At 57.7% G+C, this 24373-nt stretch carries 27 protein-coding genes; 26 read left to right on the top strand and 1 reads right to left on the bottom strand.

The features are described from left to right. Positions 1-269: 269 nt before the first annotated feature. The 3 genes from spo0A (at position 270) to KP626_RS05385 (ending at position 3085) form a co-directional block, all read left to right on the top strand. The gene (gene spo0A, locus KP626_RS05395; protein WP_395975536.1) at positions 270-1034 is read left to right on the top strand and encodes a sporulation transcription factor Spo0A; all 765 of its coding nucleotides are present in this window, start codon (positions 270-272) and stop codon (positions 1032-1034) included. Between the two features lie 149 nt (positions 1035-1183). After that, the gene (locus KP626_RS05390) at positions 1184-1414 is read left to right on the top strand and encodes a Veg family protein (RefSeq protein ID WP_395975534.1); all 231 of its coding nucleotides are present in this window, start codon (positions 1184-1186) and stop codon (positions 1412-1414) included. 150 nt (positions 1415-1564) lie between these two features. Then, entirely contained in the window at positions 1565-3085 is a 1521-nt protein-coding gene (locus tag KP626_RS05385; RefSeq protein ID WP_395975532.1) for an SPOCS domain-containing protein, read from the top strand. Positions 3086-3147: 62 nt separating this feature from the next. Here the strand turns inward: KP626_RS05385 and ispE are convergent, their stop codons facing one another. Further along, positions 3148-4017 carry a 4-(cytidine 5'-diphospho)-2-C-methyl-D-erythritol kinase gene (ispE, locus tag KP626_RS05380; RefSeq protein WP_395975530.1) on the bottom strand — a complete coding sequence of 290 codons (870 nt, stop codon included), beginning with the start codon at positions 4015-4017 and terminating at the stop codon, positions 3148-3150. A gap of 167 nt (positions 4018-4184) precedes the next feature. Here ispE and KP626_RS05375 point away from each other — a divergent pair, with 167 nt between their 5' ends. From KP626_RS05375 to KP626_RS05265, 23 genes are all read left to right on the top strand, one after another. Then, the gene (locus KP626_RS05375) at positions 4185-4715 is read left to right on the top strand and encodes a stage II sporulation protein R (RefSeq protein WP_395975528.1); all 531 of its coding nucleotides are present in this window, start codon (positions 4185-4187) and stop codon (positions 4713-4715) included. 159 nt (positions 4716-4874) lie between these two features. Then, on the top strand, positions 4875-5528 hold the full coding sequence (locus KP626_RS05370) for an MBL fold metallo-hydrolase (protein WP_395975526.1): 654 nt from the start codon (positions 4875-4877) through the stop codon (positions 5526-5528). A 26-nt stretch (positions 5529-5554) separates the two neighbouring features. Further along, the gene (locus KP626_RS05365; RefSeq protein WP_395975524.1) at positions 5555-7060 is read left to right on the top strand and encodes a CTP synthase; all 1506 of its coding nucleotides are present in this window, start codon (positions 5555-5557) and stop codon (positions 7058-7060) included. Between the two features lie 199 nt (positions 7061-7259). Next, entirely contained in the window at positions 7260-8915 is a 1656-nt protein-coding gene (rho, locus tag KP626_RS05360; protein WP_395975522.1) for a transcription termination factor Rho, read from the top strand. A gap of 3 nt (positions 8916-8918) precedes the next feature. Then, complete coding sequence (locus KP626_RS05355) at positions 8919-9206, top strand: hypothetical protein (protein WP_395975520.1); 288 nt, start codon at positions 8919-8921, stop codon at positions 9204-9206. 74 nt (positions 9207-9280) lie between these two features. Next, positions 9281-9478 (top strand): 50S ribosomal protein L31, encoded by a 198-nt coding sequence (gene rpmE / locus KP626_RS05350; protein WP_395975518.1) that lies wholly within the window; start codon positions 9281-9283, stop codon positions 9476-9478. Positions 9479-9543: 65 nt separating this feature from the next. Further along, positions 9544-10410: a DUF1385 domain-containing protein gene (locus KP626_RS05345; RefSeq protein WP_395975516.1), complete on the top strand. Its 867-nt coding sequence runs from the start codon at positions 9544-9546 to the stop codon at positions 10408-10410. After that, entirely contained in the window at positions 10403-11251 is an 849-nt protein-coding gene (gene prmC / locus KP626_RS05340; RefSeq protein WP_395975514.1) for a peptide chain release factor N(5)-glutamine methyltransferase, read from the top strand. Before KP626_RS05345 ends, prmC begins: the two co-directional genes overlap by 8 nt. Beyond that, complete coding sequence (prfA, locus tag KP626_RS05335) at positions 11248-12312, top strand: peptide chain release factor 1 (protein ID WP_395975512.1); 1065 nt, start codon at positions 11248-11250, stop codon at positions 12310-12312. The genes prmC and prfA overlap by 4 nt, the downstream gene beginning before the upstream one ends. Before the next feature lie 51 nt (positions 12313-12363). Then, complete coding sequence (locus KP626_RS05330; protein ID WP_395975510.1) at positions 12364-13128, top strand: ZIP family metal transporter; 765 nt, start codon at positions 12364-12366, stop codon at positions 13126-13128. Further along, entirely contained in the window at positions 13125-14138 is a 1014-nt protein-coding gene (locus KP626_RS05325; RefSeq protein ID WP_395975508.1) for an L-threonylcarbamoyladenylate synthase, read from the top strand. The genes KP626_RS05330 and KP626_RS05325 overlap by 4 nt, the downstream gene beginning before the upstream one ends. Beyond that, entirely contained in the window at positions 14135-14587 is a 453-nt protein-coding gene (locus tag KP626_RS05320; protein ID WP_395975506.1) for a low molecular weight protein arginine phosphatase, read from the top strand. Before KP626_RS05325 ends, KP626_RS05320 begins: the two co-directional genes overlap by 4 nt. Before the next feature lie 154 nt (positions 14588-14741). After that, on the top strand, positions 14742-15179 hold the full coding sequence (rpiB, locus tag KP626_RS05315) for a ribose 5-phosphate isomerase B (protein WP_395975504.1): 438 nt from the start codon (positions 14742-14744) through the stop codon (positions 15177-15179). Then, positions 15176-15814: a uracil phosphoribosyltransferase gene (gene upp, locus KP626_RS05310; RefSeq protein WP_395975502.1), complete on the top strand. Its 639-nt coding sequence runs from the start codon at positions 15176-15178 to the stop codon at positions 15812-15814. The genes rpiB and upp overlap by 4 nt, the downstream gene beginning before the upstream one ends. A gap of 16 nt (positions 15815-15830) precedes the next feature. Next, positions 15831-16139 (top strand): hypothetical protein, encoded by a 309-nt coding sequence (locus KP626_RS05305; protein ID WP_395975500.1) that lies wholly within the window; start codon positions 15831-15833, stop codon positions 16137-16139. Position 16140: 1 nt separating this feature from the next. Then, the gene (locus tag KP626_RS05300) at positions 16141-18021 is read left to right on the top strand and encodes a V-type ATP synthase subunit I (protein WP_395975498.1); all 1881 of its coding nucleotides are present in this window, start codon (positions 16141-16143) and stop codon (positions 18019-18021) included. A gap of 29 nt (positions 18022-18050) precedes the next feature. Next, positions 18051-18527 (top strand): V-type ATP synthase subunit K, encoded by a 477-nt coding sequence (locus KP626_RS05295; protein WP_395975496.1) that lies wholly within the window; start codon positions 18051-18053, stop codon positions 18525-18527. Between the two features lie 14 nt (positions 18528-18541). Further along, the gene (locus tag KP626_RS05290) at positions 18542-19144 is read left to right on the top strand and encodes a V-type ATP synthase subunit E (RefSeq protein WP_395975494.1); all 603 of its coding nucleotides are present in this window, start codon (positions 18542-18544) and stop codon (positions 19142-19144) included. A 3-nt stretch (positions 19145-19147) separates the two neighbouring features. After that, positions 19148-20137, top strand: coding sequence for a V-type ATPase subunit (locus KP626_RS05285; RefSeq protein ID WP_395975492.1), 990 nt, complete (start codon positions 19148-19150; stop codon positions 20135-20137). After that, positions 20130-20456 (top strand): V-type ATP synthase subunit F, encoded by a 327-nt coding sequence (locus KP626_RS05280; protein ID WP_395975490.1) that lies wholly within the window; start codon positions 20130-20132, stop codon positions 20454-20456. Before KP626_RS05285 ends, KP626_RS05280 begins: the two co-directional genes overlap by 8 nt. After that, complete coding sequence (locus tag KP626_RS05275; RefSeq protein ID WP_395975488.1) at positions 20457-22232, top strand: V-type ATP synthase subunit A; 1776 nt, start codon at positions 20457-20459, stop codon at positions 22230-22232. It begins immediately after the preceding gene. Then, positions 22225-23625 (top strand): V-type ATP synthase subunit B, encoded by a 1401-nt coding sequence (locus tag KP626_RS05270; protein ID WP_395975486.1) that lies wholly within the window; start codon positions 22225-22227, stop codon positions 23623-23625. Before KP626_RS05275 ends, KP626_RS05270 begins: the two co-directional genes overlap by 8 nt. 3 nt (positions 23626-23628) lie before the next feature. Further along, positions 23629-24306: a V-type ATP synthase subunit D gene (locus KP626_RS05265; RefSeq protein ID WP_395975484.1), complete on the top strand. Its 678-nt coding sequence runs from the start codon at positions 23629-23631 to the stop codon at positions 24304-24306. Positions 24307-24373: the final 67 nt, after the last annotated feature.

The following is a 24373-nucleotide window of genomic DNA, read 5'->3' as shown; positions in this document are numbered from 1 at the left end:
CCCTGAGGAAGTGGGACAAAAACTTACCAAATGGCGAAGCTGCGTTTTTTGGGGTCACTATTTTTGTGATTTCTTGTCGAATTTTTATGATTATTCACGTTATGTGGCAAATAATAAATATTATCCGTTGCTTTTCCTGAGAAATGTGCTAATATCTCAATATATATACATAAATTTACTGGTTTTACAAGAATATCCCAAGATGTTGTGGGTTTTCCATATTTCCGTTCGTCAAAAAATGCTGCAAATAATTTTTTGGAGGAAAGAGGATGAAAGGGAAAAAGAAGGTGCTTATTGCAGAGGACAACGCTGAACTCTGCAACACGCTCGCCGCCTATTTTCGGGAGCGGGATGAGGTAGAAGTCCTGGCTGCCGTATATGACGGCGGCGGTGCCCTTGACCACCTGCAGGAGGCGGACGTGTTGATCACGGACCTGGTTATGCCCAACCTGGATGGATTCTCCCTTCTGGAGCGGGCTGCGGAGATGGGGGAAACGAAGCCCGGCATCATCGTAATCTCCGCTTTAGGGTTGGAGGACGTGGTGCACAAAGCCTGTAACTTGGGGGCGAACTATTACATGGTTAAGCCCCTTAACGTGGAAAGCCTTTACAAACGGACTTTGGAACTTCTGGGCCTGAAGAACGGACAGCGCCTAACGGGAAGCGTATCTGTGCCGGTTGCCAAACCGCTGGATGAGAAGATCACCAATGTATTTTTGATGGTGGGGATTCCCGCCCACATCAAAGGGTATCATTATTTGCGGTATGGCGTTCGGCTGGTGGTGGAGAACAGCGGCATCATCAATCGCATTACCAAGGAATTGTATCCTGCCATCGCCGAGCATTTTGAAACCACACCCAGCAAGGTAGAGCGTGCCATCCGCCACGCCATCGATGTGGCCTGGTCCCGCGGAAAGATCGAGAACATCAACCGCATCTTTGGTTTTAATATCTACACCAAGAACGATAAGCCCACCAATGGGGAGTTCATCGCTTTGGTTGCCGACAAGCTTTCCATGGAGCAGAGCGCTTAAGGCTTTGTAAGCGTGTTCCGGCGTTTGCCATTCCCTGCCGTCCGCCTTTGGCGGACGGCTTTTTCCATGTTTCCCCGGCGGATTTTGCACGTTTTGGGAATATCCGGCGGCTTTTCCGGTTATGCTAAAAATGAGCCGGAGGTGAAGCAATGACGGAATTGGAGCGCATCAAACAGGAGATGGAGCGGAATATCGGCAAAAAGGTTTGGGTAAAAGCCAAACGGGGCCGGAGCAAGAGCGTGGTAAACGAAGGGGTCATCAACCAGACCTTTCCCAGCGTCTTTACCATTCAAATACAGGATGATGGAACCACGGGGGTCCTCAGCTATACCTATGGGGATATCCTCACCCGGAATCTGGAACTGAAGATTATGGAATAACGGGAAGCGGCGGCTTCCCTTTTCCTTTTTTGGGCCATAGCGGCAGAGCCCTTGAAAATTGCTTTTTTCTATCATATTTATGGGCCCGGTGAAATAGGTTTAGGTAGATATAGTGTGCAGCTATATCACCAATCGACTGGGGGTAATGGCATGGAACAAATACAGAATGAAAAAAAGATATTGAACCATTTGGTGGGCGATCTATCCCAGGCTGTGGTGGAAGGGTCGGCCATTCTGCCGGCGGGCATGCCGGAGATGGCTCGCATCCTGATGGTAACGCCCTACGCCGAGGTGGCGTCCGCCGAGCCGGATCAGGGCAGGGTGGCGGTAGAGGGGAATCTTACCCTTTTGATCTGCTATCTCTGTGCCGATGGGCTGACCCATTCCTTTGAATCCACATCGGTATTCCGCAGTACCGTGGAGGTGGAGGGGGCACAGCCCGGTATGGGCTGCGTCGTAGAGGCGCTACCCAGCGCCGTAGAATACACCCTGGGCAGCGGACGGGATCTCTCCGTCCATGCCATTGTGGATCTGTGCTGCGTATTGGAGGAGGATGTGCCCCTTTTGGCTTTGGCCTTTGAGGACGCGCCTCAAAATATGAGCGCCCTTCCCGCCGAGGCGCACTTTACCCGCAGCGCTCGGCGGATGTCCCTAACGGGGGAGATTCAGGGCAGCGTTCCCATTCCCAGCGGCATTGCGCCGGTGGAACGAGTGCTGTTTGCCAGCGGGTTTGCGGAAATTAAGCGCACCATGTTCGATGGGGAGACCCTGGGCATAGAAGGGGAATTGAAGCTCAACGTGCTGTACTCCACCGGGGAGGACAGCGCGCCTGTGAGCCAGATCTACGGCAGCCTGGAGTTTAGCGAGGTCGTGCCGGCCGACGGCGTGGATGGGGATATCGAGGTTCGAGCACAGGTGGGCAGAATTCAGTGTACCCTGGACGACGCCGGGGAGGCCTTGGAAATTTCCGCTCTTTGCAAGATGGCGGTATCCTGCCGCCGCCGCTTTGGATTTGTGGGCATCAAGGACGCCTACGCCGAACATTGCCGTACCGATTTGGAGTATCAGCGGATCAATACCATGGATAAATGCCTGATGAAAACCGGTACCAACGCGGTGCGGGAACGGATGCAGCTGGGGGAGGAGGCCGTCCCCGCCCGCATCCTCTGCTGCAATTTGACTCCGGGGGTATGCCGGGCCTATGACCAGGGAGGCATGCTGGTAATGGAGGGCATGCTGGGCTGTCAGGTGGTCTATGTGGGCTATGACGGAGCCATCAACACCGTATCGGGGGAAGTGCCCGTCCGACTGGAGGAGCCGGCGGTGGATCTGGCGGGGGCTACCCAGCTTACCGCCCAGATATGGGCGGATCAGGTGCAGACCGTTCCTGCTGGGGATGAGGTAGAGGTCCGGGCACTGGTCCAGTACCGCTGCGACGGCTACCGTCCCGCCGCTATGGATCTGGTAACCGTCATCCGGCAGGATGAAGAGGAGGCAGCGGAACGCACGCCCTCCGGTATCATCGTGTATTTCATTCAGCCGGGGGATACCCTGTGGGATGTCGCCAAACGGTACCGCATCAACCAAGATGTCATCCTGGCGCAAAATCCGGGCGTGGAGGACCAGTTGGTGGCAGGTCAGAAGCTGCTTTTGATCTCGCGGCCCGTATGACCAAGGACGTGATTTGCCCGATAAACAAAAAAAGGCCGCTTGCGGCCTTTTTTTGTTTTACTTCACAGGAAAAGCTCCACGCCGTTGGGAACGGAGAAGGCATATTCCACGTAATCATACCTGCCTACCAGCTCCTCATAGGCGCGAAGGGCGGCCAGCTTGCTGTCGAATACCCCGAACACCGCTGAACCCGTGCCCGTCATGGCGGCGTAGATGGCGTCCATGGCCTCAATATCCCGCTTGATCTGACCGATGACCGGCAGCATTTCCGTAGCGATGGGCTCCAGGGAGTTGCCGGAGTAAACCCCCAGCTCCCGGAGATTTCCGGCCTCCAGGGCGGATACGAAGTTATGGGTGTCGGGCCAGCTGGCAAGATGGTCTACATCCACCTGGCTGAAGATAGCCCGGGTGGAAAGCCCCTCCTGGGGTTTTACCACGATAAAATGTAGGGTTTCCTTGTTGGCGATGGGGTAGAGCTTTTCCCCGATGCCCGAGGCTACGGCGGTGCCCCCCGTCAGGAGGAAGGGAACGTCTGCGCCCAGGTAGAGGGCGGCCTTATGCAGGCGGCTGGGGCTGATTTCCACGTTGAAGAGCGTACATAGGCCTAAAAGCACACCGGCGGCGTCGGCGCTGCCGCCTCCCATACCGGCTTGGATGGGGATGTTTTTTTCGATGTCGATCAAGAGTCCAGAGGGCTCGATGCCTGCCACCTGAAAGAAGATCTTGGCGGCGGATTTGACGATGTTCTCCCCTTGGATGGGTTTGTTGCATCTGACTTTGATTCCGTAGCCCACGGGGTCCTGACTCAGGGTGATCCGGTCATAGATGCTGACGGTATGGAAGATGGAATCCAGCTCGTGATATCCATCCGGCCGCTTGGCGGTTACGTCCAAGGTGAGATTCAATTTGGCATAGCAAAGCATCCGAACCATGTCAGATCATCCCCTTTTGCTTATCTTATCAGATTTATAGAGCCATTACTATATCCAACCCTACGGAATGGGTTTTTTCTTTTTGGCCATAATAGCTTTAGACCTGGCCTCCAGACGGCGCCCTGGAGCTGATGGAATGAAAATCACCCTGGAGAGGATTTTGTGAGATGAAAAAATGGTTGCTATATGTAATGGCGGCCCTTTCCCTTATGGGGGCGGGGCCGTCCTCCCGGACCGTTCCTCCGGTTTTACGGCTCCATGTGGTTGCCAACAGCGATGGGGCGGAGGATCAGCGGGTAAAGCTGCAGATCCGGGATCGGGTGGTAGCCTATATGGGCGTCTGGGCCCAAAATGCCGGGACCTTTCCCGAAGCCAAGGCCTATGCGGAGGCACACTTGGAGGAGATTGAGGGAATTGCAAGAGAGGTTTTGCGGGACAACGGATTTGACTATGAGGTGACGGCGTCGGTGGGGATCTACCCCTTTCCCGACCGGACCTATGGCAGCGTTACCTTTCCGGCGGGGGACTACTATGCCGTAAAGGTGGATTTGGGCAGCGGCCAAGGGGCCAACTGGTGGTGCGTCCTGTTCCCGCCGCTGTGTTTTCTGCCAGCCACCGAGACCGAGGAAGGCTGGCAGGAGGAGGATGGGGTGGAATACCGGTCCTTCTTCGGAGAGTTGCTGGGCCTCTATCAATAAAAAAGGAGCGTTTTCCAGGAGAAAACGCTCCTTTCTATTATCCAATTTTTTCTATGGAGTGGTATAATCAAAAAAAGAAGGCGCGTTTTCCCCGTTTTTGTTCGACAGAGGGGAAAATCGTGCTATAATAACGGTTGTTTTGATGTGAGGTGGTAAGGAATGAAGATCAACTATCATGGACACTCCTGTTTCACCGTCGTGTTGGAAAACGGCGCGTCTTTGCTGCTGGATCCCTATAACGGCAGCGTGGGCTATCCTTTGGTGGAGCGTAAGGCCGATGTGGTTACCTGCTCCCATCATCATGGGGATCATCATTATTTGGAGAACATTGTGCCCGGCTATCGGTTGGTGGAGGGAACAGACCCCGTTACCGTCAAGGGGTTTACCATTTATGGCGTTCCCACCAGCCATGACGCCAATCACGGCGCCGACCGGGGAGACAATATCGTATACTGCGTGGAGGGGGACGGCATCCGCCTGGCCCATCTGGGAGATCTTGGACATATGCTGAGCCAGGAGCAGCTGGAGGCCATTGGCCGCTGTGATGTGCTGATGGTTCCCGTGGGCGGATATTATACCATAGACGCCGCTACCGCGGCACAGGTGACCGACGCCATAAAGCCGCTCATCGCCATCCCCATGCATTACCGCACCGCGTGCAGTGCCGACATGCCCATCGCCACCGAGGAGGCATATCTCTCCATGATGCGGCAGAATGAATACGCCATCAGCGCGCTATCCTCCACCCAGTTGGAGTTGGACCCTGAGGATATGCCTCGGGCCCGACGGGTGGTTCTTATGGAATATAAATAACATCAATTGCAACGGTAGGGGGACTTATGGACACAAAGTTTATTTTCATCACGGGGGGCGTGGTTTCCTCCCTTGGCAAAGGAATTACCGCCGCTTCCCTGGGCAACCTGCTGAAATCCCGGGGTAAGAAGGTGGTCATCCAGAAGATGGACCCGTATATCAACCTGGGGCCGGGGAATTTGAGCCCCCTTCAGCACGGCGAGGTATACGTGACCGATGACGGCGCCGAGACCGACCTGGACATCGGCCACTATGAGCGGTACACCGGGAAGTCCCATGGAAAGTATAGTAACTGTACCGCCGGACGCATCTACTACACCGTTATTGAAAAGGAACGGGTGGGCGAATACGGCGGCAACACCGTCCAGGTGATCCCCCATATTACCGATGAGATCAAGAGCACCATTTTGGCCATCACCAGCGCCGAGCCCGATGTGGTGATCACCGAGATCGGCGGCACGGTGGGGGATATGGAGTCCACACCCTTTATCGAGGCCATCCGCCAGATGCGCGGTGAGGTGGGGCCGGAAAACTGCTGCTTTATCCACGTTACCCTCCTGCCCTATATCGCCAGCGCCGGGGAACTGAAGACCAAGCCCACTCAGCACAGCGTCAAGGCCCTCCGGAGCCTGGGCATTCAGCCCGACATCATCGTGTGCCGGTCCGAAATGCCCATCGCTGATTCCATCAAAAAGAAGGTGGCCCTGTTCTGTAACGTCACCCCTGAATCGGTGGTGGCCAATATCGATTGTTCCTGTATCTATAAGGTGCCCCTGCTGCTCCATGCTGAGGGCCTGGACGATCTGGTGTGCAAAAAGCTGGGGCTGGAAGAGAAGGAAGCGGATCTGACCCAGTGGAAGCACATGATCCAGGTATTGGATAACCCCAAGCATGCCGTAACCATCGGCCTGGTTGGCAAGTATGTGGAGCTTCATGACGCCTATTTTTCGGCAGCGGAGGCCATTGCCCATGGAGGCATTGCCAACGAAGCCGCTGTCCGGATCAAATACTTTGACACCGGGGAGCTGGCGGATTTCCAAAAGGCCAGAGAGGTGGTGGCATCGGTGGACGGCATCCTGCTGCCTGCCGCTCATCAGGAGGCCATGGAGCCCGGCCACGTGAACGTGGCAAAGGCCTGTTTGGAGCTGGACAAGCCCTGTCTCTTTACCGGCGCCGCTTTGGAGGCCCTTGCCCTTGCTGCCGGCGGAAAGGCCCCCTTTACCGAGGGGGAGATGCGCATGGGCGCCCAACCCATGAAGCTTATGGAAGGAACGCGGGTCCATGCCGTCTATGGCACCAGGCTGGCGTCGGAGCGGCACCGCCTCAATCGGTACCTGTATCAGAAGGACGCCGCCCTTTTGGGGGACGGCTTGATCGCCTCCGGCATCGGCGATGAAGGACGGGTGGAGGCTCTGGAGGCCAAGGATCGGGCCTTTGCAGTTGGGGTTGCTTCCCATCCGGAGTTCAAGTCCCGTCCGGATGATGCGCATCCCCTGTATACGGCATTTATCGCTGCGGCCCTTGGAAATTGATAAAAGGTTGCAATCGTACCGCCTTCGGATCAGTCCGAAGGCGGTTTTCTTTATAAAACTTTTAACCATAACGCCAAATTTCGTCACAATTCCGCATTGAACCATGGAAACCCATGGGATATAATAAATTTATCGGTTATCCTATCCATTCTTGTTTTTTCACTTTTGCAGCATTCCATACCGGTATCGGAGGCATATGATGGATCATTCCTTAGCGGAACAGAGCCTTGTCCAACTGCGTAAAATGGCAAAGGACATGGGCCTTAAATATGTGACGACCTACAACAAGGCGGACTTGATTGCCGCTATGATCGCCCTTCAATCCCCGGCTTCTGACGCGGCGTCTGCGGCTCCGGAGCCGGAAAAGGCCAAACGGGGACGGCCCAAGAGAGCGGCCGCTACGGCTTCTGGTACGCCGAAAAAGACCGGACGTGTCAAAAAAGTGGAGGAGAAGAAGGCGGCCTTGGTGACGCCTCAGCCCACTGTAGAGGAGGAAAAGCCGTCTAGGCCGGAGCCAGCTCCCAAAGGGGAGGCCGAGAAGGAAGAGAAAGCGGCTGAACCGGACGCTTCATCTTATAAAGCCCAGGGCCATCAGGAACGGTCTCAGCAAAACGAATCTCCGCGCCGACGGTTTAGCGGCGGACGCAACGGCCGTCCGGCGGGAGAGGTGCGGGAGGCCGTTGCCGAGATATTGGGCAGCGGCGAGTGCGGCGAGGCCAGCGGGGTGTTGGAGATTTTGCCCGACGGCTACGGATTTCTTCGATCCCAGAACTATATGCCCGGCCCGGCGGACGTCTATCTTTCCATGGCGCAGATTCGGCGGTTTGGCCTCAAGACCGGGGATTTGGTCAAAGGGAAAACCCGGCCCGGCAAGGACTATGACAAACACATGGCGTTGATCTATATCGACGAGATCAACGGCCTTCCCCCCTCTCAGTCGGTACGGCGCACTCCCTTTGAGGACCTGATTCCCATCTATCCGGATCAGAGGCTGACCCTGGAACGGGCGGACCAGCCCCATGACCTTTCCATCCGCATCATTGATCTGATTGCGCCCATTGGCAAGGGCCAGAGGGGAATGATCGTTTCTCCGCCCAAGGCGGGCAAGACCATCATGCTGAAAAAGATCGCCAACAGCATCACCGCCAATTTTCCAGAGGTGGAGCTTATGGTGCTGCTCATCGATGAGCGGCCGGAAGAGGTGACGGATATGCGGCGATCCATCCAGGGAGAGGTGATCTATTCCACCTTTGATGAGGAGCCGGAGCACCATACCCGAGTGGCGGAAATGGTGCTGGAGCGGGCCCAGCGGCTGGTGGAAACCGGCCGGGACGTGGTGGTGCTTTTGGACAGCATCACCCGGCTGGCCCGGGCCTATAACCTGACCATCGCGCCTACTGGCCGGAGCCTTTCTGGGGGATTGGATCCGGGGGCATTGTATAAGCCAAAACGATTTTTTGGCGCCGCCCGGAACATCGAAGAGGGCGGCAGCCTTACCATCATCGCCACGGCTCTTATCGAGACCGGCTCCCGGATGGATGATATCATCTATGAGGAGTTCAAGGGTACCGGCAATATGGAGCTTCATTTGGATCGGAAGATGAGCGAAAAGCGGATCTTTCCCGCTATTGATATCTACCGCAGCGGCACTCGCCGGGAGGAGCTGCTTTTAAACCAGAAGGAGCTGGAGGGGGTCTGGGCGCTCCGCAAGATGATGAGCAGCGGCAGTCCTCAGGAGGTTACCGAGCATCTGATCGAGCTGATCATGCGCACCAAGAACAATCGGGAATTCCTGGGCAACCTTATGGATTACATCAGGATCATGGAAAAGGATGGGTATTCCATCGGGAGGTAGGGAATGTTAGACATTGTACTTATGATATTGCTCAGCAACCGGCTCTGGATGGCCTACCGGGCAAAAAATCGCCCGGCAGGAGGCAAGGTCATGAAAATGCTGGTCTTTTGGCTGTTGGCAGAGGTGCTGATCTTCTATGCGTGCATCTATTTGGAGACCAATTTGATGCTCACCGCCGTGCTTACCATGGCGGCAGGGGTGACGGTGGGCCTATCCGCCTATCGCCAGGCCATAGAGGCGCTTAAGGAGGATTCCGGCAAAGACACTTCGGATGGCCCGCATCAAATTTAGGGGAAGCCCTTGATTTCCCGGAATATGGATGCTATAATACACAATGCTATTTTTGAGAGAAGAAGGTGAGTCGATTGAAGGAGAACATACACCCTGCATATGGGGAATGCACCGTGCGGTGCGCATGTGGCGAGACGTTCACCACCGGTTCCACCAAAAAAGAGGTGCGGGTGGAAATCTGCTCCAAGTGCCACCCTTTCTATACCGGCAAACAGAAGTTGGTTGACACCGGCGGACGGGTTGACAGGTTTAAGAAACGTTACGGGCTGTAAGCCGCCCGAGAGGAGAAACAGGCCGATGTACTTCGGTCTGTTTTTCTCATTTATGAGGTGAATTCATGCCAATCAAACCCATGGGCGGCCAAGCCGTCATGGAAGGGGTCATGATCAAATGCGGAGAGCGAACCGTGATGTGCGTCCGGCGCAAGAACGGGGAGATTACCACCGTCTGTGAGGAGAAGACCCCCATCGCAAAACGACATAAGTGGATGGGCTGGCCCGTCATCCGGGGATTTGTAAACCTCATCGAACAGCTGGGGGTGGGCTTCCGCATGCTGATGAAGTCCGCCAACTTCATCGAAGAGGATGAGGGTGTGGAGACCTCCTCCACCGGAAGCTCCATCGCCATGGGCGCGATAGGGGTATTAAGCGTGCTTCTGGCCCTGGCCATCTTCTTTGCGGCGCCTACCTTCTTGGCGGGGCTGTTCCTGCCTCCCGGCGCGGGACTGCTGGCCCTGGAGGGAGCCTTCCGGCTTCTGCTGTTTGCCGGCTATGTTGCCGTCATCGCCCTGATGCCCGATATGCGCCGGGTTTATATGTACCATGGGGCGGAGCACAAGGCCCTGTTTTGTTATGAGCATGGGGAGCAGATGACGCCGGAAAACGCCAGGAAATACTCCCGGCTTCATCCTCGGTGCGGAACCAATTATCTGTTTCTGGTGATGATCGTCAGCATCGTGATCTTTTCCCTCTTGGGAGTTCAGGCCAATCCCTTTTTACGGGCGGGGATCCGGATTTTGATGATCCCCCTTGTGGCCGGCGTGGCCTATGAGGTGCTAAAGCTGTTTGCTAGACAGAACAACATCCTCGCCAAGATCGTTCGGGCGCCGGGTTTGGCCCTTCAGTACCTGACCACCCGGGAGCCCACCGACGATATGCTGGAGGTGGCCGCTGCCGCCGTCCGGGCGGCTGACGACGATGTGTGAGTATGAGGGCCTGCGTCCAACCGCCGCCTTGAATAGGCTGCGCCGGGCGCTCCTGGACGCCGGGGACGAGGATGCACGGAGCGACAGCCGCCTGCTCTTGGAATGGGCCATGGAGCGGCCCATGGAGCGCATCCTTTTGGAGGAGGGACGGGGGCTGTCGCCGTTGGAGGCCAGCCGCCTTGAGGAGGGCGCGGCGCGCCGGCTTGCGGGAGAGCCCGTTCAATACATTACGCGCCGGGCATACTTTTATGGCCGGCCCTTTTATGTGGAGAAAGGCGTGCTGATCCCCCGGCGGGACACCGAGACTCTGGTGGCTGCGGCTCAAAAAAAACTCCATCCCGCGGCTCGGGTGCTGGATCTTTGCTGCGGCAGCGGATGCGTGGGTATTTCCCTGGCCTTGGAAGGGGAGTATGCGGTCACGGCAAGCGACATCAGCCGGGCCGCCTGCCGGGTTACGGAGCGCAATGCAAAGGCTCTGGGCGCGGCGGTCCAGGTACGACAGGGGGATTTGTTTGCGCCCCATGCGGGAATCCGCTATGATATGATTGTAGCCAACCCCCCCTATATTCCGGAAGGGGAGCCGGTGATGGAGCTGGTTGTAGACCATGAGCCCCATCTTGCCCTTTTTGCGGGGGAGGATGGCCTTGCTTGCTACCGTAGGATTGTGGCGGAAGCCCAAGATCACCTGGTCCCTGGCGGATGGCTGTTTTTGGAGCATGGCATGGGGCAGTCCCCGGCTGTGACGGCCCTGCTCAGCCAGCGGGGGTTTGTGGATGTTGAGACCTATCAGGATATGGAGGAAAGGCTTCGGGTCGTAGGGGCCCGAAGAAGGAAAGCATGATTGAAAAGCTAAAGGAGATCAAGGCCCGATATGACCTTTTAAGCCAGGAGATCGCGAAGCCCGATACCATGGCGGATATGGACAACTGGCGGAAGCTGGTAAAGGAGCACGCCTCTTTGGAGGAGGTGGCCCAGGAGTACGACGCTTACGCCGCCATGGAGCGGGAACAGGAGGATCTGCGCTCTATGCTGGAGGATCCGGAGATGCGGGATCTGGCGGAGGAGGAGTTGCGGACCCTTACGGGGAAGCTCTCGGAAGCGGAGGAGCGCATCCGGTTTTTGCTGCTGCCTAAGGATGAAAACGACGATAAAAACGTGGTGATGGAGATCCGGGCAGGCACCGGCGGGGAGGAGGCGGCTCTCTTTGCCGCCGACCTGTACCGAATGTACCTGCGGTACGCCGAACGCCATGGGTTCAAAACCGAGCTGATGTCCCTTTCGGAAGCGGAGATGGGAGGTATCAAGGAAGTGGTGTTCGTGATCGCCGGGAAGGGCGCATACAGCAGGCTGAAATACGAGAGCGGGGTGCATCGGGTCCAGCGGGTACCTGAGACCGAATCCCAGGGGCGCATCCATACCTCGGCGGCAACGGTGGCGGTATTGCCCGAGGCCGAGGACGTGGAGATCGATATCAGCCCCAATGATATCCGGGTGGATGTTTATCGCAGCGGCGGCCATGGCGGTCAGAGCGTGAATACCACCGACAGCGCCGTGCGGATCACCCATCTGGAGACCGGTATCGTGGTGACCTGCCAGGATGAGAAATCTCAGTTGAAGAATAAGGAAAAGGCCCTTCGGGTGTTGAAAAGCCGGCTGCTGGACCACATGCAGCGTCAGCAGGACGACGCTATGAGCCAGAGCCGCCGCAGCCAGGTGGGCAGCGGGGATCGGAGCGAGCGCATCCGCACCTACAATTTCCCCCAGGGGCGGGTCAGCGATCATCGGATCAACCTCACCCTCTATAAGCTTCCAGCCTTTATGGACGGGGATTTGGATGAGATGATCGACGCCCTTATCATGGAGGAGCGCACCGCCCTATTGGCCGCAAGTGGGGAGCAGTAATCCGTTGGGGTCGGAACGCGTGGCATTTGACGGGGTTAGGAGAGTGATTCCATGGAATATCTGACATCCGCCTTGATCGGCCTGGGGGTGGGCATCATCGGCACCGGACTGGGCAGCCTGCTGGTGGGGTTGATCCGGACGCCGGGAGAAAAGCTGCCCGGATTTCTGATGGGACTTTCGGGCGGTGTGATGCTGAGCCTGGTGTTTTTTGATATGCTACCCGAGGCGGTAGAGGCCGCGGGTTTTGGAACCATGCTGTTGGGGACGGCCCTGGGAGGCTTGATTCTCTGGGGGATGCACCGGCTGCTGCCGCAGGTTCACGATCATGGAACGGAGCAACTGGGACAGGCCCGGAGCAACCGGGAGTTGCTTCATACCGGCTGTTTTCTCTGTTTGGGCATCGCCCTTCACAATCTGCCCGAGGGCCTTGCCATTGGCTCGGGCCTGGCGGCGGGAGAGGGGGCGGCCAGCGGGTATGGCGTTCATCTGGCCCTGTTGCTCACCGTGCATAACGTCATTGAAGGAGCGGCTTTGGCGGTTCCCCTAAAGTTATCGGGCATGCGGTGGTTTGGCATCTTTGCCCTGGCGGTGCTTACCGGCCTACCCATTGGCATTGGCGCCATTGTTGGGTTTTTGCTAGGGGGAATTTCCCAGATGGTTCTGGGGATCAGCATCGCCTTTGGTGCTGGGGCTATGCTCTTTGTTACCCTGCGGGAGATGGTACCGGGGGCTCTTTCCATGGGAAGCCGGGCCATGGGCGTGATTTCGGTAGCGGCCGGCGTGGGTGTCGGCCTTGTGATGGTGTATGTGCTATGAAAACGGAATACTATGATCTACGGGATCCTGCAGAGCGGGAAGCGGGTATCGCTGCCGGCAGCCGGGCGTTGATAAGCAAAGAGACAGTGGCCTTTCCTACCGAAACGGTCTATGGGCTGGGAGCTCTCGCCCGGGATGCTGCCGCTGTGGAGAGGGTGTTTACCGTAAAGGGAAGGCCCCTTAACAACCCGGTGCTGGTTCATGTATCGGATATGGATATGGCCCGGGAAACGGGGCGGTTTTCTGAGTTGGGCTTGGAATTGGCCAAGCTGTGGCCGGGCCCTCTTTCCCTAGTGGTGCCTGCAGCCTCTTGGGTACCCGACCGGGTGACAGCGGGGCTGTCCACCGTAGGGATCCGGATGCCCAGCCATGAGGGGGCGCTGGATCTGATTGCTGTATCTGGGCCTATCGCCGCGCCCAGCGCCAATCGATCAGGCCGTCCCAGTCCCACCCGGCTAGAGCATGTCCGGGAGGATTTGGACGGCAAGGTGCCGGTGATTCTGGACGGAGGTCCCTGCCAATTGGGCTTGGAATCCACCGTAATCGATGTGACGGGGCGGGTGCCGGTGATCCTACGGCCGGGTGCAGTGACCCGGGAGGAGGTAGCCGCTCTGGTGGGGGACTGCCAGGTGGCCCAGGGAGTTTTGGAACAGGTGGAGGGGACTGCTGCGCGCTCCCCGGGTATGTTGCATACCCACTATGCGCCCCGAGGAGAGGCGGTTTTGATCCGGGGGGGCCACGGACTGGACCGCGCCCGCGCGCTCAGGGCGGAAGCGGAGGCGGCCGGAAGGCTGACCGTCATCGTAGGGCCGAACCTGCCTCGGGAGCAGGGGATGATCCCCTGCGATATCATGGGGGAGCACGGGCTGTTTTATGCCCTTCGGGCCGCCGATGAGATGGGCGCACAGTTCGTCATCATCATGGGGACCGGCACCGCAGGGGAGGGACTGGCCTATATGAACCGGGCCATCCGCGCGGCGGGATATCGTGTTTTGGAGGAATCAAGATGAACGTGCTGTTTGTGTGCACCGGCAACACCTGCCGGAGCCCTATGGCGGAGGGCATCTTTAATGGAATATGCGAAAAACAGGGACTGGGTCACACAGCCCTTTCTGCCGGAACCTGGGCGGGAGCGAATATGCCTGCCTCCAGCCATGCCATTGCGGCGGTTCGTCAGTTATATGGGGTGGATCTTTCCTCCCATAGAAGTCAGCCGGTTGCTCCCTGGCTCCTGGAGTGGGCCGATGTGGTTTTGACCTTAACCCGCTCTCATAAGGAACAGATTGGCGTGCTGGCACCGGAATATACCAAGCCGGTAAAGACCTTGAAGGAGTGGGCCTATGGCGTGGAAGGGGATATTGCCGACCCCTATGGCGGTTCCTTTCAGGCGTACCTCCAATGCGCCAAGGAAATCCATGACGATATTTTAGCTGGAATGGAGCAAAACGGCCTGTTTTAGAGTCGGCCTGCTCCATTCTTTTTTTGCACCAAATTTGGGTAGATTTGACCAGTTTTTCACAATTCTTTATTTGATTTTGTGGTGAATTGTTATATACTAAAGTAAGTATGCACATAAAATAGAACTATTTTTCACCAATGAGGAGGGGCATAGCATGCTGGCCATTGGATGTGATCATGGCGGATTTGAGCTAAAACAAGCGATTATGGAGCATTTGCGGGAAAAAGGGATTGAATACTACGATTTTGGGTGTTATAGCACCGAATCCATGGACTATCCCACCGTGGCGGAACCGCTGGCCCAGGCCATCGCAGATGGAACCTATGAGCGGGGGATTTTGATCTGCGGCACTGGGATCGGGATGTCCATTGCCGCCAATAAGGTGAAGGGCATTCGAGCGGCCTGCTGTGAGAACGCGTTTTCCGCGCAGATGGCGCGGGAGCATAACGACGCCCATATCCTCTGTCTGGGAGCTCGAGTTTTGGGACCTGCCGTTGCTCTTACCATGGTGGATGCCTTTTTGAACAGCTCTTTTGCCGGTGGCAGGCACTGCAACCGGGTAAACTTGATTTCGGAGATGGAATGCAAATGAGTAAACAAGGAACCGTACGCGTATTGGACCACCCCCTGATCCAGCATAAAATCACCCTTATGCGGGACGAGAATACCGGCACCAAAGAATTTCGGGAGCTGACCTCGGAGATCTCCACCCTGATGGCCTATGAGGCTACCCGGGATTTACCCACCCAGGAGATTGAGGTAAAAACCCCCATGTGCTATTGCCAGTCCAAGGTCATTGCCGGCCGGATGCTGGCCATTGTGCCCATTTTGCGGGCAGGCCTGGGCATGGTGGAAGCCTTTATCAATTTGATCCCCGGCGCCAAGGTGGGCCATGTGGGGTTGTATCGTGACCCTGTAAACCATCTGCCTGTGGAATACTACTGCAAGCTGCCTGCCGATGTAGGGGAGCGGGAGATCCTTGTGCTGGATCCCATGCTGGCCACTGGCAAGAGCGCTGCCGCTGCCATCTCCGTTATCAAGAAAAACGGGGGTAAATCCATTAAACTGCTGTGCATCATCTCGGTGCAGGAGGGCATTGACGAGGTTCGGCGGGAGCACCCGGATGTGGATATCATCGTCGGTGTTGTGGACGAGAAGCTCAACGAAAACAAGTACATTGTACCCGGTCTCGGCGATGCTGGCGACCGGCTCTTTGGCACAAAATAGCGAGGAAGTGAATGCCTTGATCGAGGAAGTAGTTGGTTCCATCCGGGAGGCGGAACGGCAAGCGGAAGCCCTGGTACAAAAGGCAGGTGAGGATGCCCGCGCCCGGGCCGTGGCTGCCCGTGCTGAGGCCGACGCCCTATTGGAGCGGGCGGAGGAGGAGGCCCAGGCCATCTCGGCCAAGTACCGAAAGATGGGGGATGAGTTCGGCCGGAAGAAGGCGGCTGAGATTCTTCGGATTCGCAAGGAACAGTTTGCCGCCAACGTGACGGCAGCGCGGGAGCGGATTCCCCAGGCGGTAGCGTTTATCTTGGAGAGGATCGGTTAGCATGGCCATTGAACGGATGCAAAAGGTGCTGATTGGCGGTCTGTGGGAGGATTTTTCCCAGATCAGCCGCCGCCTTCAGTCCCTGTCCATCTTACATATCCAGGAGATCCAGGAAGTGGATGGCCTGTCCCAAGCGGGACGGGAGGAGGAGGCGCGCCGCGCGTTGGATCGCATCGAGGACGCCATGTCCTTCCTGCGGGGCTATCATGCCGCCAAGCGGGGGATGCTAACTGCCAAGCCGGAGATGACGCCCCGGGAGCTTTTGGAATACGACGACGCCTCGGCGTTTGAAGCCGCCCGGCAAGCCGAGGAGCTGGAGCAGCAGTTGTCCCAGCTTCGCTCCGAGGATCTGGTGTGCCATAACGCGATGCAGGGCCTTTTGCCCTATGAATCCTTGGATGTTCCCGTCTCCAGTTTGGCCGATACCCCTAGTGTGGTGATGCGGCTTGGAATGGTGCCGCAGGAGGCCCTGGAAGGCCTTTTGGCCCAAATTGGGGATTACGCCCAGGTGGAACGGCTTCCCGAATATGAGAAGTCGGTTCCCCTGTTTATCGCTGCGCATCGCAGCCAGGAGGAGGATCTTCGGGATGCGCTGCGGTCCGCGGGCTTTACCGACGCCGGCCTGTCCCTTTCGGGTCTGGTGAAGGAGGAAATTGCCCGGCTCCGGCAGGAATCCCAGCGATTGGCTCAGGAGCGGGATCGGGTTCAGGCGCAGGCTTTGGAGCTGGCGGTTGCGACCATGACGCAGCTCCAGATCGCTTTTGATAAATACAGCCTTCTGGTCCAGCGGGAGGAGGCAGGGGAGTCCATCCGGGTGACCGGCAGGGCTTTTCTCATTACCGGCTGGATCCGCCAGCGGGACGGAGAAAAGCTTCGGGAGCTGCTCTATGCTGAGTGCCCCGATCTGATGATCGAGGATGTGGAGCCCGAGGAAGGGGAGGTTCCCCCTACCGCTGTCCGCAACAGCAGACTGCTCCGGCCCTTTGAGGCCGTTACTGAGATGTATTCCACTCCGGCCTATACCGGCCTGGATCCCACCTTTCTGATGGCACCTTTCTTCTTTGCTTTCTTCGGTATGATGGTGTCCGATGCTGGATACGGTGTCCTTTTGACGCTGGGCGCCCTCTTCTTCCTGAAGAAGGTTCGCCCCCGGGGGATGATGGGGGCCATTACCACCATCGTTCTGTTCGGCGGCGTTAGCACCGTGATTTGGGGCGCTTTGTTTGGAGGATGGTTCGGGGAGGAGCTGCTCCCCGCCCTTTGGTTTGTTCCCATGAACGAGCCCATTATGATGATGGGCATCTGTTTGGTCTTTGGCGTGATCCAGATTTCGGTAGGCCTGATGGCTAAAGGATTTATGCTAATCCGGGACGGCCATGCCTTTGACGCCCTCTGTGATGTGGCCTTTTTGCTGTGCATCCTGTGGGGCCTGCCCCTTGCGGTACTGGGGATTCCATTTATGTCCTATGTAGCCATTGTGGGGGTGGTCGGCATCCTGTTGACCGCTGGACGGGAAAAGCCCGGTATCTTGAAAAAGATCATGGGCGGATTTTCCGGCCTGTATGGCCTGATGAACTACGTTTCGGATATCCTGTCCTATACGCGGCTGTTTGGCCTAGGGCTTGCCACGGGGGTAATCGGCATGGTGTTCAACACCATTGCCACTATGCTGATGGGTTCCGTCATCGGAATCCCCTTTGGTATTGCGATTTTGATTGCCGGCCATGGGTTTAACCTGGCCATCAACGCTCTGGGGGCCTATGTGCATTCCTGCCGCCTTCAGTATATTGAGTTCTACTCCAAATTTTTTGAGGGCAATGGCCGGGCCTTTGTGCCCTATGGCTACCGCACCAAATATATTCAGCTGAAAAGCGAAGCTTAAGCGACAAACCTTTTAAGGAGGAAAAAAAGATGGGACTTTCACTGGGACAGATTTTTGCAATCGCAGGAGCCGCAATGTCGGTGGCGCTGGCGGGGGTTGGCTCCGCTAAGGGCGTGGGCATTGCTGGTGAAGCCGCTGCCGGCGTGGTGGCGGAGAACCCCGACAATTTTGGGCGCTGCCTGGTGCTCCAGCTGCTGCCCGGCACCCAGGGCATCTATGGCCTGCTGGTGGCCTTCTTGATTATGATCAAGGTGGGCGTTCTGGGCACCATGGTGGAGGTATCCGTCACCAATGGACTGATCATCTTCTTCGGCGCCAGCATCATGGCCATCGGCGGCCTGCTTTCCGCCATCGCCCAGGGCAAATGCGCCGCTACCGGTATCGCCATGGTTGGCAAGCGGCCCGAGGAAATGGGCAAAGCCATCATCATGGCCACCATGGTGGAAACCTACGCCGTGTTCTCCCTGCTTGCCAGCCTTTTGATCATCCTGCCCATGTCCTTGTAAGAGGCGGTGGCGGTATGACTGAAAAGATCACCCAAAGAATATTGGAGGAGGCCCGCGAGAAGGCCCAGGCCATTCGGGCGGAGGCGGAGTCCGCAGCCGGTTCCGTGGTTTCTGAGGCCCGTGAGCGGGCGCAAATCTTGACACAAAAGGCCGAGGCGGCCGCCAAGGACTCCCTGTCCGACGCGGAACGCCGGTTTGTGGCGGTGGCGGAGCTTGATGCTAAAAAATACCGTCTGGGCGCCAAGATCCAGGTGCTGGACGAGGCGTTCCGGGAGGCGGAATCCGCCTTTTTGGCCATGGAACCCGCGGCCTATCGCGCCGTCTATGAGAGGATCGTGCTGTCCGCCGTATCCAGCGGCCGAGAGGGCATCGCCCCTGCTGCCGATGAGACCCGCCTGGACCAGGGGTTTGTGGATGGGGTCAATGCAACCCTCCGCGCCCAGGGCCGGACTGGGGAACTGGTTCTTATGCCCAAGCGGGAGGATATTTCCGGTGGGTTGATCCTTCTGGAGGGCAGTATGGAGATCAACCTTTCCACCGCCGCCGTCATGCGTCAGGTGCGGGAGGAGATCGAAGGTCAGACGGCTGATCTGCTGTTTGGCCAGGAGGAGGCGTAGTCCATGGCCCAGAAGAGCATCGCCTATGCGGTGGCCCGAACCCGGGTCAATGAGGGGCGGCTGATCACGGAGGAGCGGATCCTGCGGCTGTTGGAAGCGGAGGATCCCGGCGCTGTGCGAAACGCCCTGTCGGAAACGGGCTATGGCAGCCAGGACGCGGAGAGCTTTGAGGAGATGATCCAATCGGAGCTTTTGAGGACGTCCCGGTATATCCAGGAGGTGACCCCCAACCAGGCGGCCACCGACGCTTTTTTAATCAAGCACGATTGTCATAATGCTAAGGTGATTCTAAAATCCATGATGCTGGGCCGGGATCCCCAAGCCTCCTTGGTGGCTCTGGGTACTTTGGATCCGGAGCTGTTGTATAAGCGGATGAGCGAGGGAGACGCCGGCATGCTGCCCAATCACATGCAGCGAGCCGCTCGGGAGCTCTTAGCTGCCATTGAGACGGGGAATTTGGCCCCTTCCGCTGTGGATTTCTCCATGGATCGAGCCTGTTTCGCGGATATGGAAGCCCTAGCTAAGGCCAGCGGTGAGCCCATTGTGGTGGAGGCCGTAGCGGCCCAAGCCGATCTCTACAACCTGCTGATGGCCCTTCGAGTGCGGAACAATCCCGATGGAGCGGAGATTCTGCGCAGAGCCCTGTTGCCGGGAGGAAATCTGGATCATGACCGGCTGATCGGCTCCCTCAAGGAGCCTGACGACGGGGTGGGGCGGTATCTATGGGTGAGCCGTTTTGGGGCCCTTATCCAGGAGGGGATGGAGGAGTATGCGAAGACCGGCAAGTTGACCCTTCTGGAAAAGCGGTGCGACGACTATATCTTGGAGCTATTTCGGGCGCACCGGGGGGAGTCCTTTACCCTGGCGCCTGTCATAGGATACCTCTTTGGCAAGGAACGGGAGGCCCAGGCTGTCCGGCTGGTGATGGTGGCCAAGGCCAACGATATGCCGGAGGAATTGATCAAGGAAAGGCTGCGTGAGCTCTATGCGTAAAATAGCGGCCGTGGGGGATCGGGACAGCGTATTGGGCTTTAAGGCCCTATCCATCGATGTGTATCCCGTGACAAACGACGAGGAGGCCGCCCGGACGGTATTTGCCCTTGCCCGGGAGGAATATGCGGTGATCTTTATCACCGAACAGGCGGCCCAGGGCATCGGGGACATGATCGATCGGTTTAAGACGGCGCCTTATCCCGCCATCATTCCCATTCCCAGCAACCAGGGGACCCTGGGCCTTGGGATGGAGATGTTGAAAAAGAACGTAGAAAAGGCACTTGGAGCCGACATTTTGTTCGGAAAAGAGGATGAATAGATGGTAGGCAAGGTAGTAAAGGTATCGGGTCCGCTGATTGTAGCCAGCGGTATGGCGGACAGCAAAATGTATGACGTGGTCCGCATCGGCGAGCACCGGCTCATCGGTGAGATCATCGAGCTCCGGGGGGAGATGGCGTCCATCCAGGTCTATGAGGAGACCGCCGGCCTGGGGCCGGGAGAGGATGTGGAGTCCACTGGAGATCCTCTTTCGGTGGAGCTGGCCCCCGGGCTTATCGAGTCCATCTTTGATGGCATCCAACGTCCTCTGGACGTGATCCGCCGCCAGAGCGGGGACCGCATTCAGCGGGGCATTGAGGTGCCCTCCCTAAATAGGGAGAAGAAGTGGGCCTTTTTACCTCGGGCCCAGGTGGGGGACGCCCTCATCCCCGGCGATGTGCTGGGAGTGGTCCAGGAGACCGCCCTGGTAGAGCATCGGATTATGGTGCCTGCGGGGATATCCGGCACCCTTGATTGGATTTTTGAGGGGGAGGCTACCATTGAGGAGCCCATCGCCCGGATCAAGGACGAAAAGGGACAAATGCGGGAGATTCCCATGCTTCAGAAATGGCCGGTTCGCCGGGGCCGCCCCTACGAGACCAAACTGGCTCCCATGGAGCCCATGGTGACGGGCCAACGGGTCATCGATACCCTGTTCCCCATTGCCAAGGGCGGCGTAGCTGCCGTTCCCGGTCCTTTTGGTTCCGGCAAGACGGTGGTGCAGCATCAGCTGGCCAAGTGGGCCGACGCTGAGATCATCGTGTACATCGGTTGCGGTGAGCGGGGCAATGAGATGACAGACGTGTTGATGGAGTTCCCCGAGCTGAAGGATCCCCGTACCGGGGAGCCCCTCATGAAGCGGACGGTGCTCATCGCCAATACTTCGGATATGCCGGTGGCGGCCCGAGAAGCCTCCATCTACACCGGTATCACCATTGCGGAATACTTCCGGGATATGGGCTATAAGGTGGCCATCATGGCGGATTCCACCTCTCGCTGGGCCGAGGCTCTGCGTGAGATGTCGGGGCGTTTGGAGGAGATGCCCGGCGAGGAGGGATATCCCGCCTATCTTTCCTCCCGCCTGGCGGAGTTTTATGAGCGGGCCGGCGTGGTGATCTGTAAAGGCAAGGAAGGCCGTGAGGGCGCTATCAGCGCCATCGGCGCCGTATCCCCTCCCGGCGGCGACATCTCTGAGCCGGTTTCCCAGGCGACGCTGCGGATCGTCAAGGTGTTCTGGGGGCTGTCGAGCTCTCTGGCTTATCGGCGGCATTTTCCCGCCATCGACTGGCTTACTTCCTATTCCCTGTATGTGGACCGCATTGGCCCCTGGTTTAACGAGAACGTCAACAAGAATTGGCTGGATCATCGGCTCCAGATGATGACCATCCTCCAGCAGGAGAGCGAGCTGCAGGAAATCGTCCAGCTGGTGGGTATGGACGCTCTTTCCCTGGGCGACCGGCTGACCATGGAGATTGCCCGGAGCATCCGGGAGGACTACCTCCATCAGAACGCCTTCGATGATGTGGACACCTATACCTCTCCCGAGAAGCAGTTCCAGATGCTGAATCTGATTCTGCTCTTTGACCAGCACGCCCGGGCCGCCCTTCAAAACGGAGCGGATATCGGGGCCCTTTTGAGCTTGCCGGTTCGGGAGGAGATCGGCCGTGCCAAGTATATCCCGGAGGATCAGGTTGCTGAGGGATTTGCGGCTATTCGTGCCAATATCGTGGAACAGACGTCCGCTTTGGGCGTGGAAGGGGGCGTAGACCTTGCTTAAAGAATATCGCACTATCCGTGAGGTGGTAGGGCCGCTGATGATGGTGGACGGTGTCAGCGGCGTCAAATACGATGAGTTGGTGGAGATCGAGCAGGCCAACGGGGAGATTCGCTCCGGACGGGTGCTGGAGATCGACGGGGACAAGGCGCTGGTACAGCTTTTTGAGGGTTCTCAGGGGTTGAAGATCAGCGACGCCCGGGCCCGATTCCTGGGCCATGGCATCCAGTTGGCGGTGGCCCCAGACATCCTAGGCCGGGTTTTTGACGGCATGGGTCGTCCCAAGGACGGCGGGCCCGCCCTTATTGCGGAAAAATACATGGATATCAACGGAAGCCCCATCAACCCAGCTGCCCGGGACTATCCCGATGAGTTCATTCAGACCGGTATCAGCGCCATCGACGGCCTCAATACCCTGGTTCGGGGGCAGAAGCTGCCGGTGTTCTCGGGTTCCGGTATGCCCCATGCGGATCTGGCTGCCCAGATCGCCCGGCAGGCTACCGTGCGGGGCGCGGGGGATAGCCAGTTTGCTGTGGTATTCGCCGCGGTAGGCATCACCTTTGAGGAGGCCGATTTCTTTATTTCCGACTTCAACCGCACCGGCGCCATCGACCGCACCGTGCTGTTTGTCAATCTGGCCAACGATCCCGCCATCGAGCGGATCAGCACCCCCCGGATGGCTCTGACCGCCGCGGAATATCTGGCCTATGATCTGGGGATGCACGTGCTGGTCATCATCACGGACATCACCAACTACGCCGAGGCCCTGCGGGAGGTGTCCGCCGCCCGCAAAGAGGTTCCTGGACGGCGGGGATACCCCGGCTATCTGTATACCGACCTTGCCACCATGTATGAGCGGGCGGGGCGCATCCAGGGCAGCCGTGGAAGCATCACCCAGATCCCCATCCTATCCATGCCGGAGGATGATAAAACCCATCCTATCCCCGATCTGACGGGCTACATCACCGAGGGGCAGATCATCCTGTCCCGGGATTTAAACCGAAAGGGGATTACCCCTCCTATCGACGTTATGCCCTCCCTGTCCCGTCTGAAGGATAAGGGCATTGGCAAGGGTAAAACCCGGGAGGACCACGCCGACACCATGAACCAGCTCTTTGCCGCCTATGCCCGAGGCAAGGAGGCCGCGGAGCTGGCGGTGATCCTGGGCGATGCGGCCCTCACCGACATGGATAAGCTCTACGCTAAGTTTGCAGACGCCTTTGAACGGGAGTATGTGAACCAGGGCTTTACCACCAACCGTTCCATCGAGGAGACCCTGGACATTGGATGGCGTTTGTTGGGTATTCTACCCCCAAGCGAGCTGCGCCGGATTCGCCAGGAGTACCTGGATAAATATTACCCCGGCTTCAATGGGGAAGAGAACGGGGAGATGTAAGCCATGGCCCAAACCAAGGTCAATCCCACCCGTATGGAGCTGTCTCGGCTGAAAAAACGGCTGGCTACGGCAGTACGGGGGCACAAGCTGATGAAGGATAAGCGGGACGAAATGGTTCGGCAGTTTGTCATATTGGCCCGGAAGAACATGGAACTCCGCAAGCAGGTGGAATCCCAGCTTTCCGGCGCCCTTTACGATTTCCTTCTGGCCCGTGCCGTTATGAGCGAGGACAGCCTGGAATCCGCTCTTTTGTACCCGGCCAAAGAGGTGACCCTCCGGCTGGGCCGTCAGAACATCATGAGCGTAGATGTGCCCAAAATCGATGTGGAATCCATTGCGGAGGCGCAGGGGGGCGTGCCCTACGGCTTTGCCTTTACCAGTACCGAAATGGATGGGGCCATCTCCACCCTTTCGGAGGTGCTGCCCGCCATGATCCAGCTGGCAGAGATTGAAAAGAGTGCCAGCATGCTGGCCGATGAGATTGAGAAGACCCGCCGGCGGGTTAACGCTCTGGAATATGTGCTGATTCCCCAGATGGAGGAGAACATCCGGTATATCACCATGAAGCTGGATGAGAACGAGCGGGGGAACCTTACCCGGCTTATGAAGACCAAGGATCTCATCGAAAAGCGGGATCTGGCTGCCCGGGAGAGCAAGGAAGCCGCCCAGGCGGGGTCATAAGGACGAAAACAAAACAAACAAGGAGCGCTTATTAAAGCGCTCCTTGTTTATAAAGGCCTGATATTTT

Source organism: Christensenella sp. MSJ-20 (assembly GCF_044357945.1).
Classification (GTDB): Bacteria; Bacillota; Clostridia; order Christensenellales; family QAND01; genus QAND01.
This window is presented reverse-complemented; position numbering and strand designations above follow the sequence as displayed.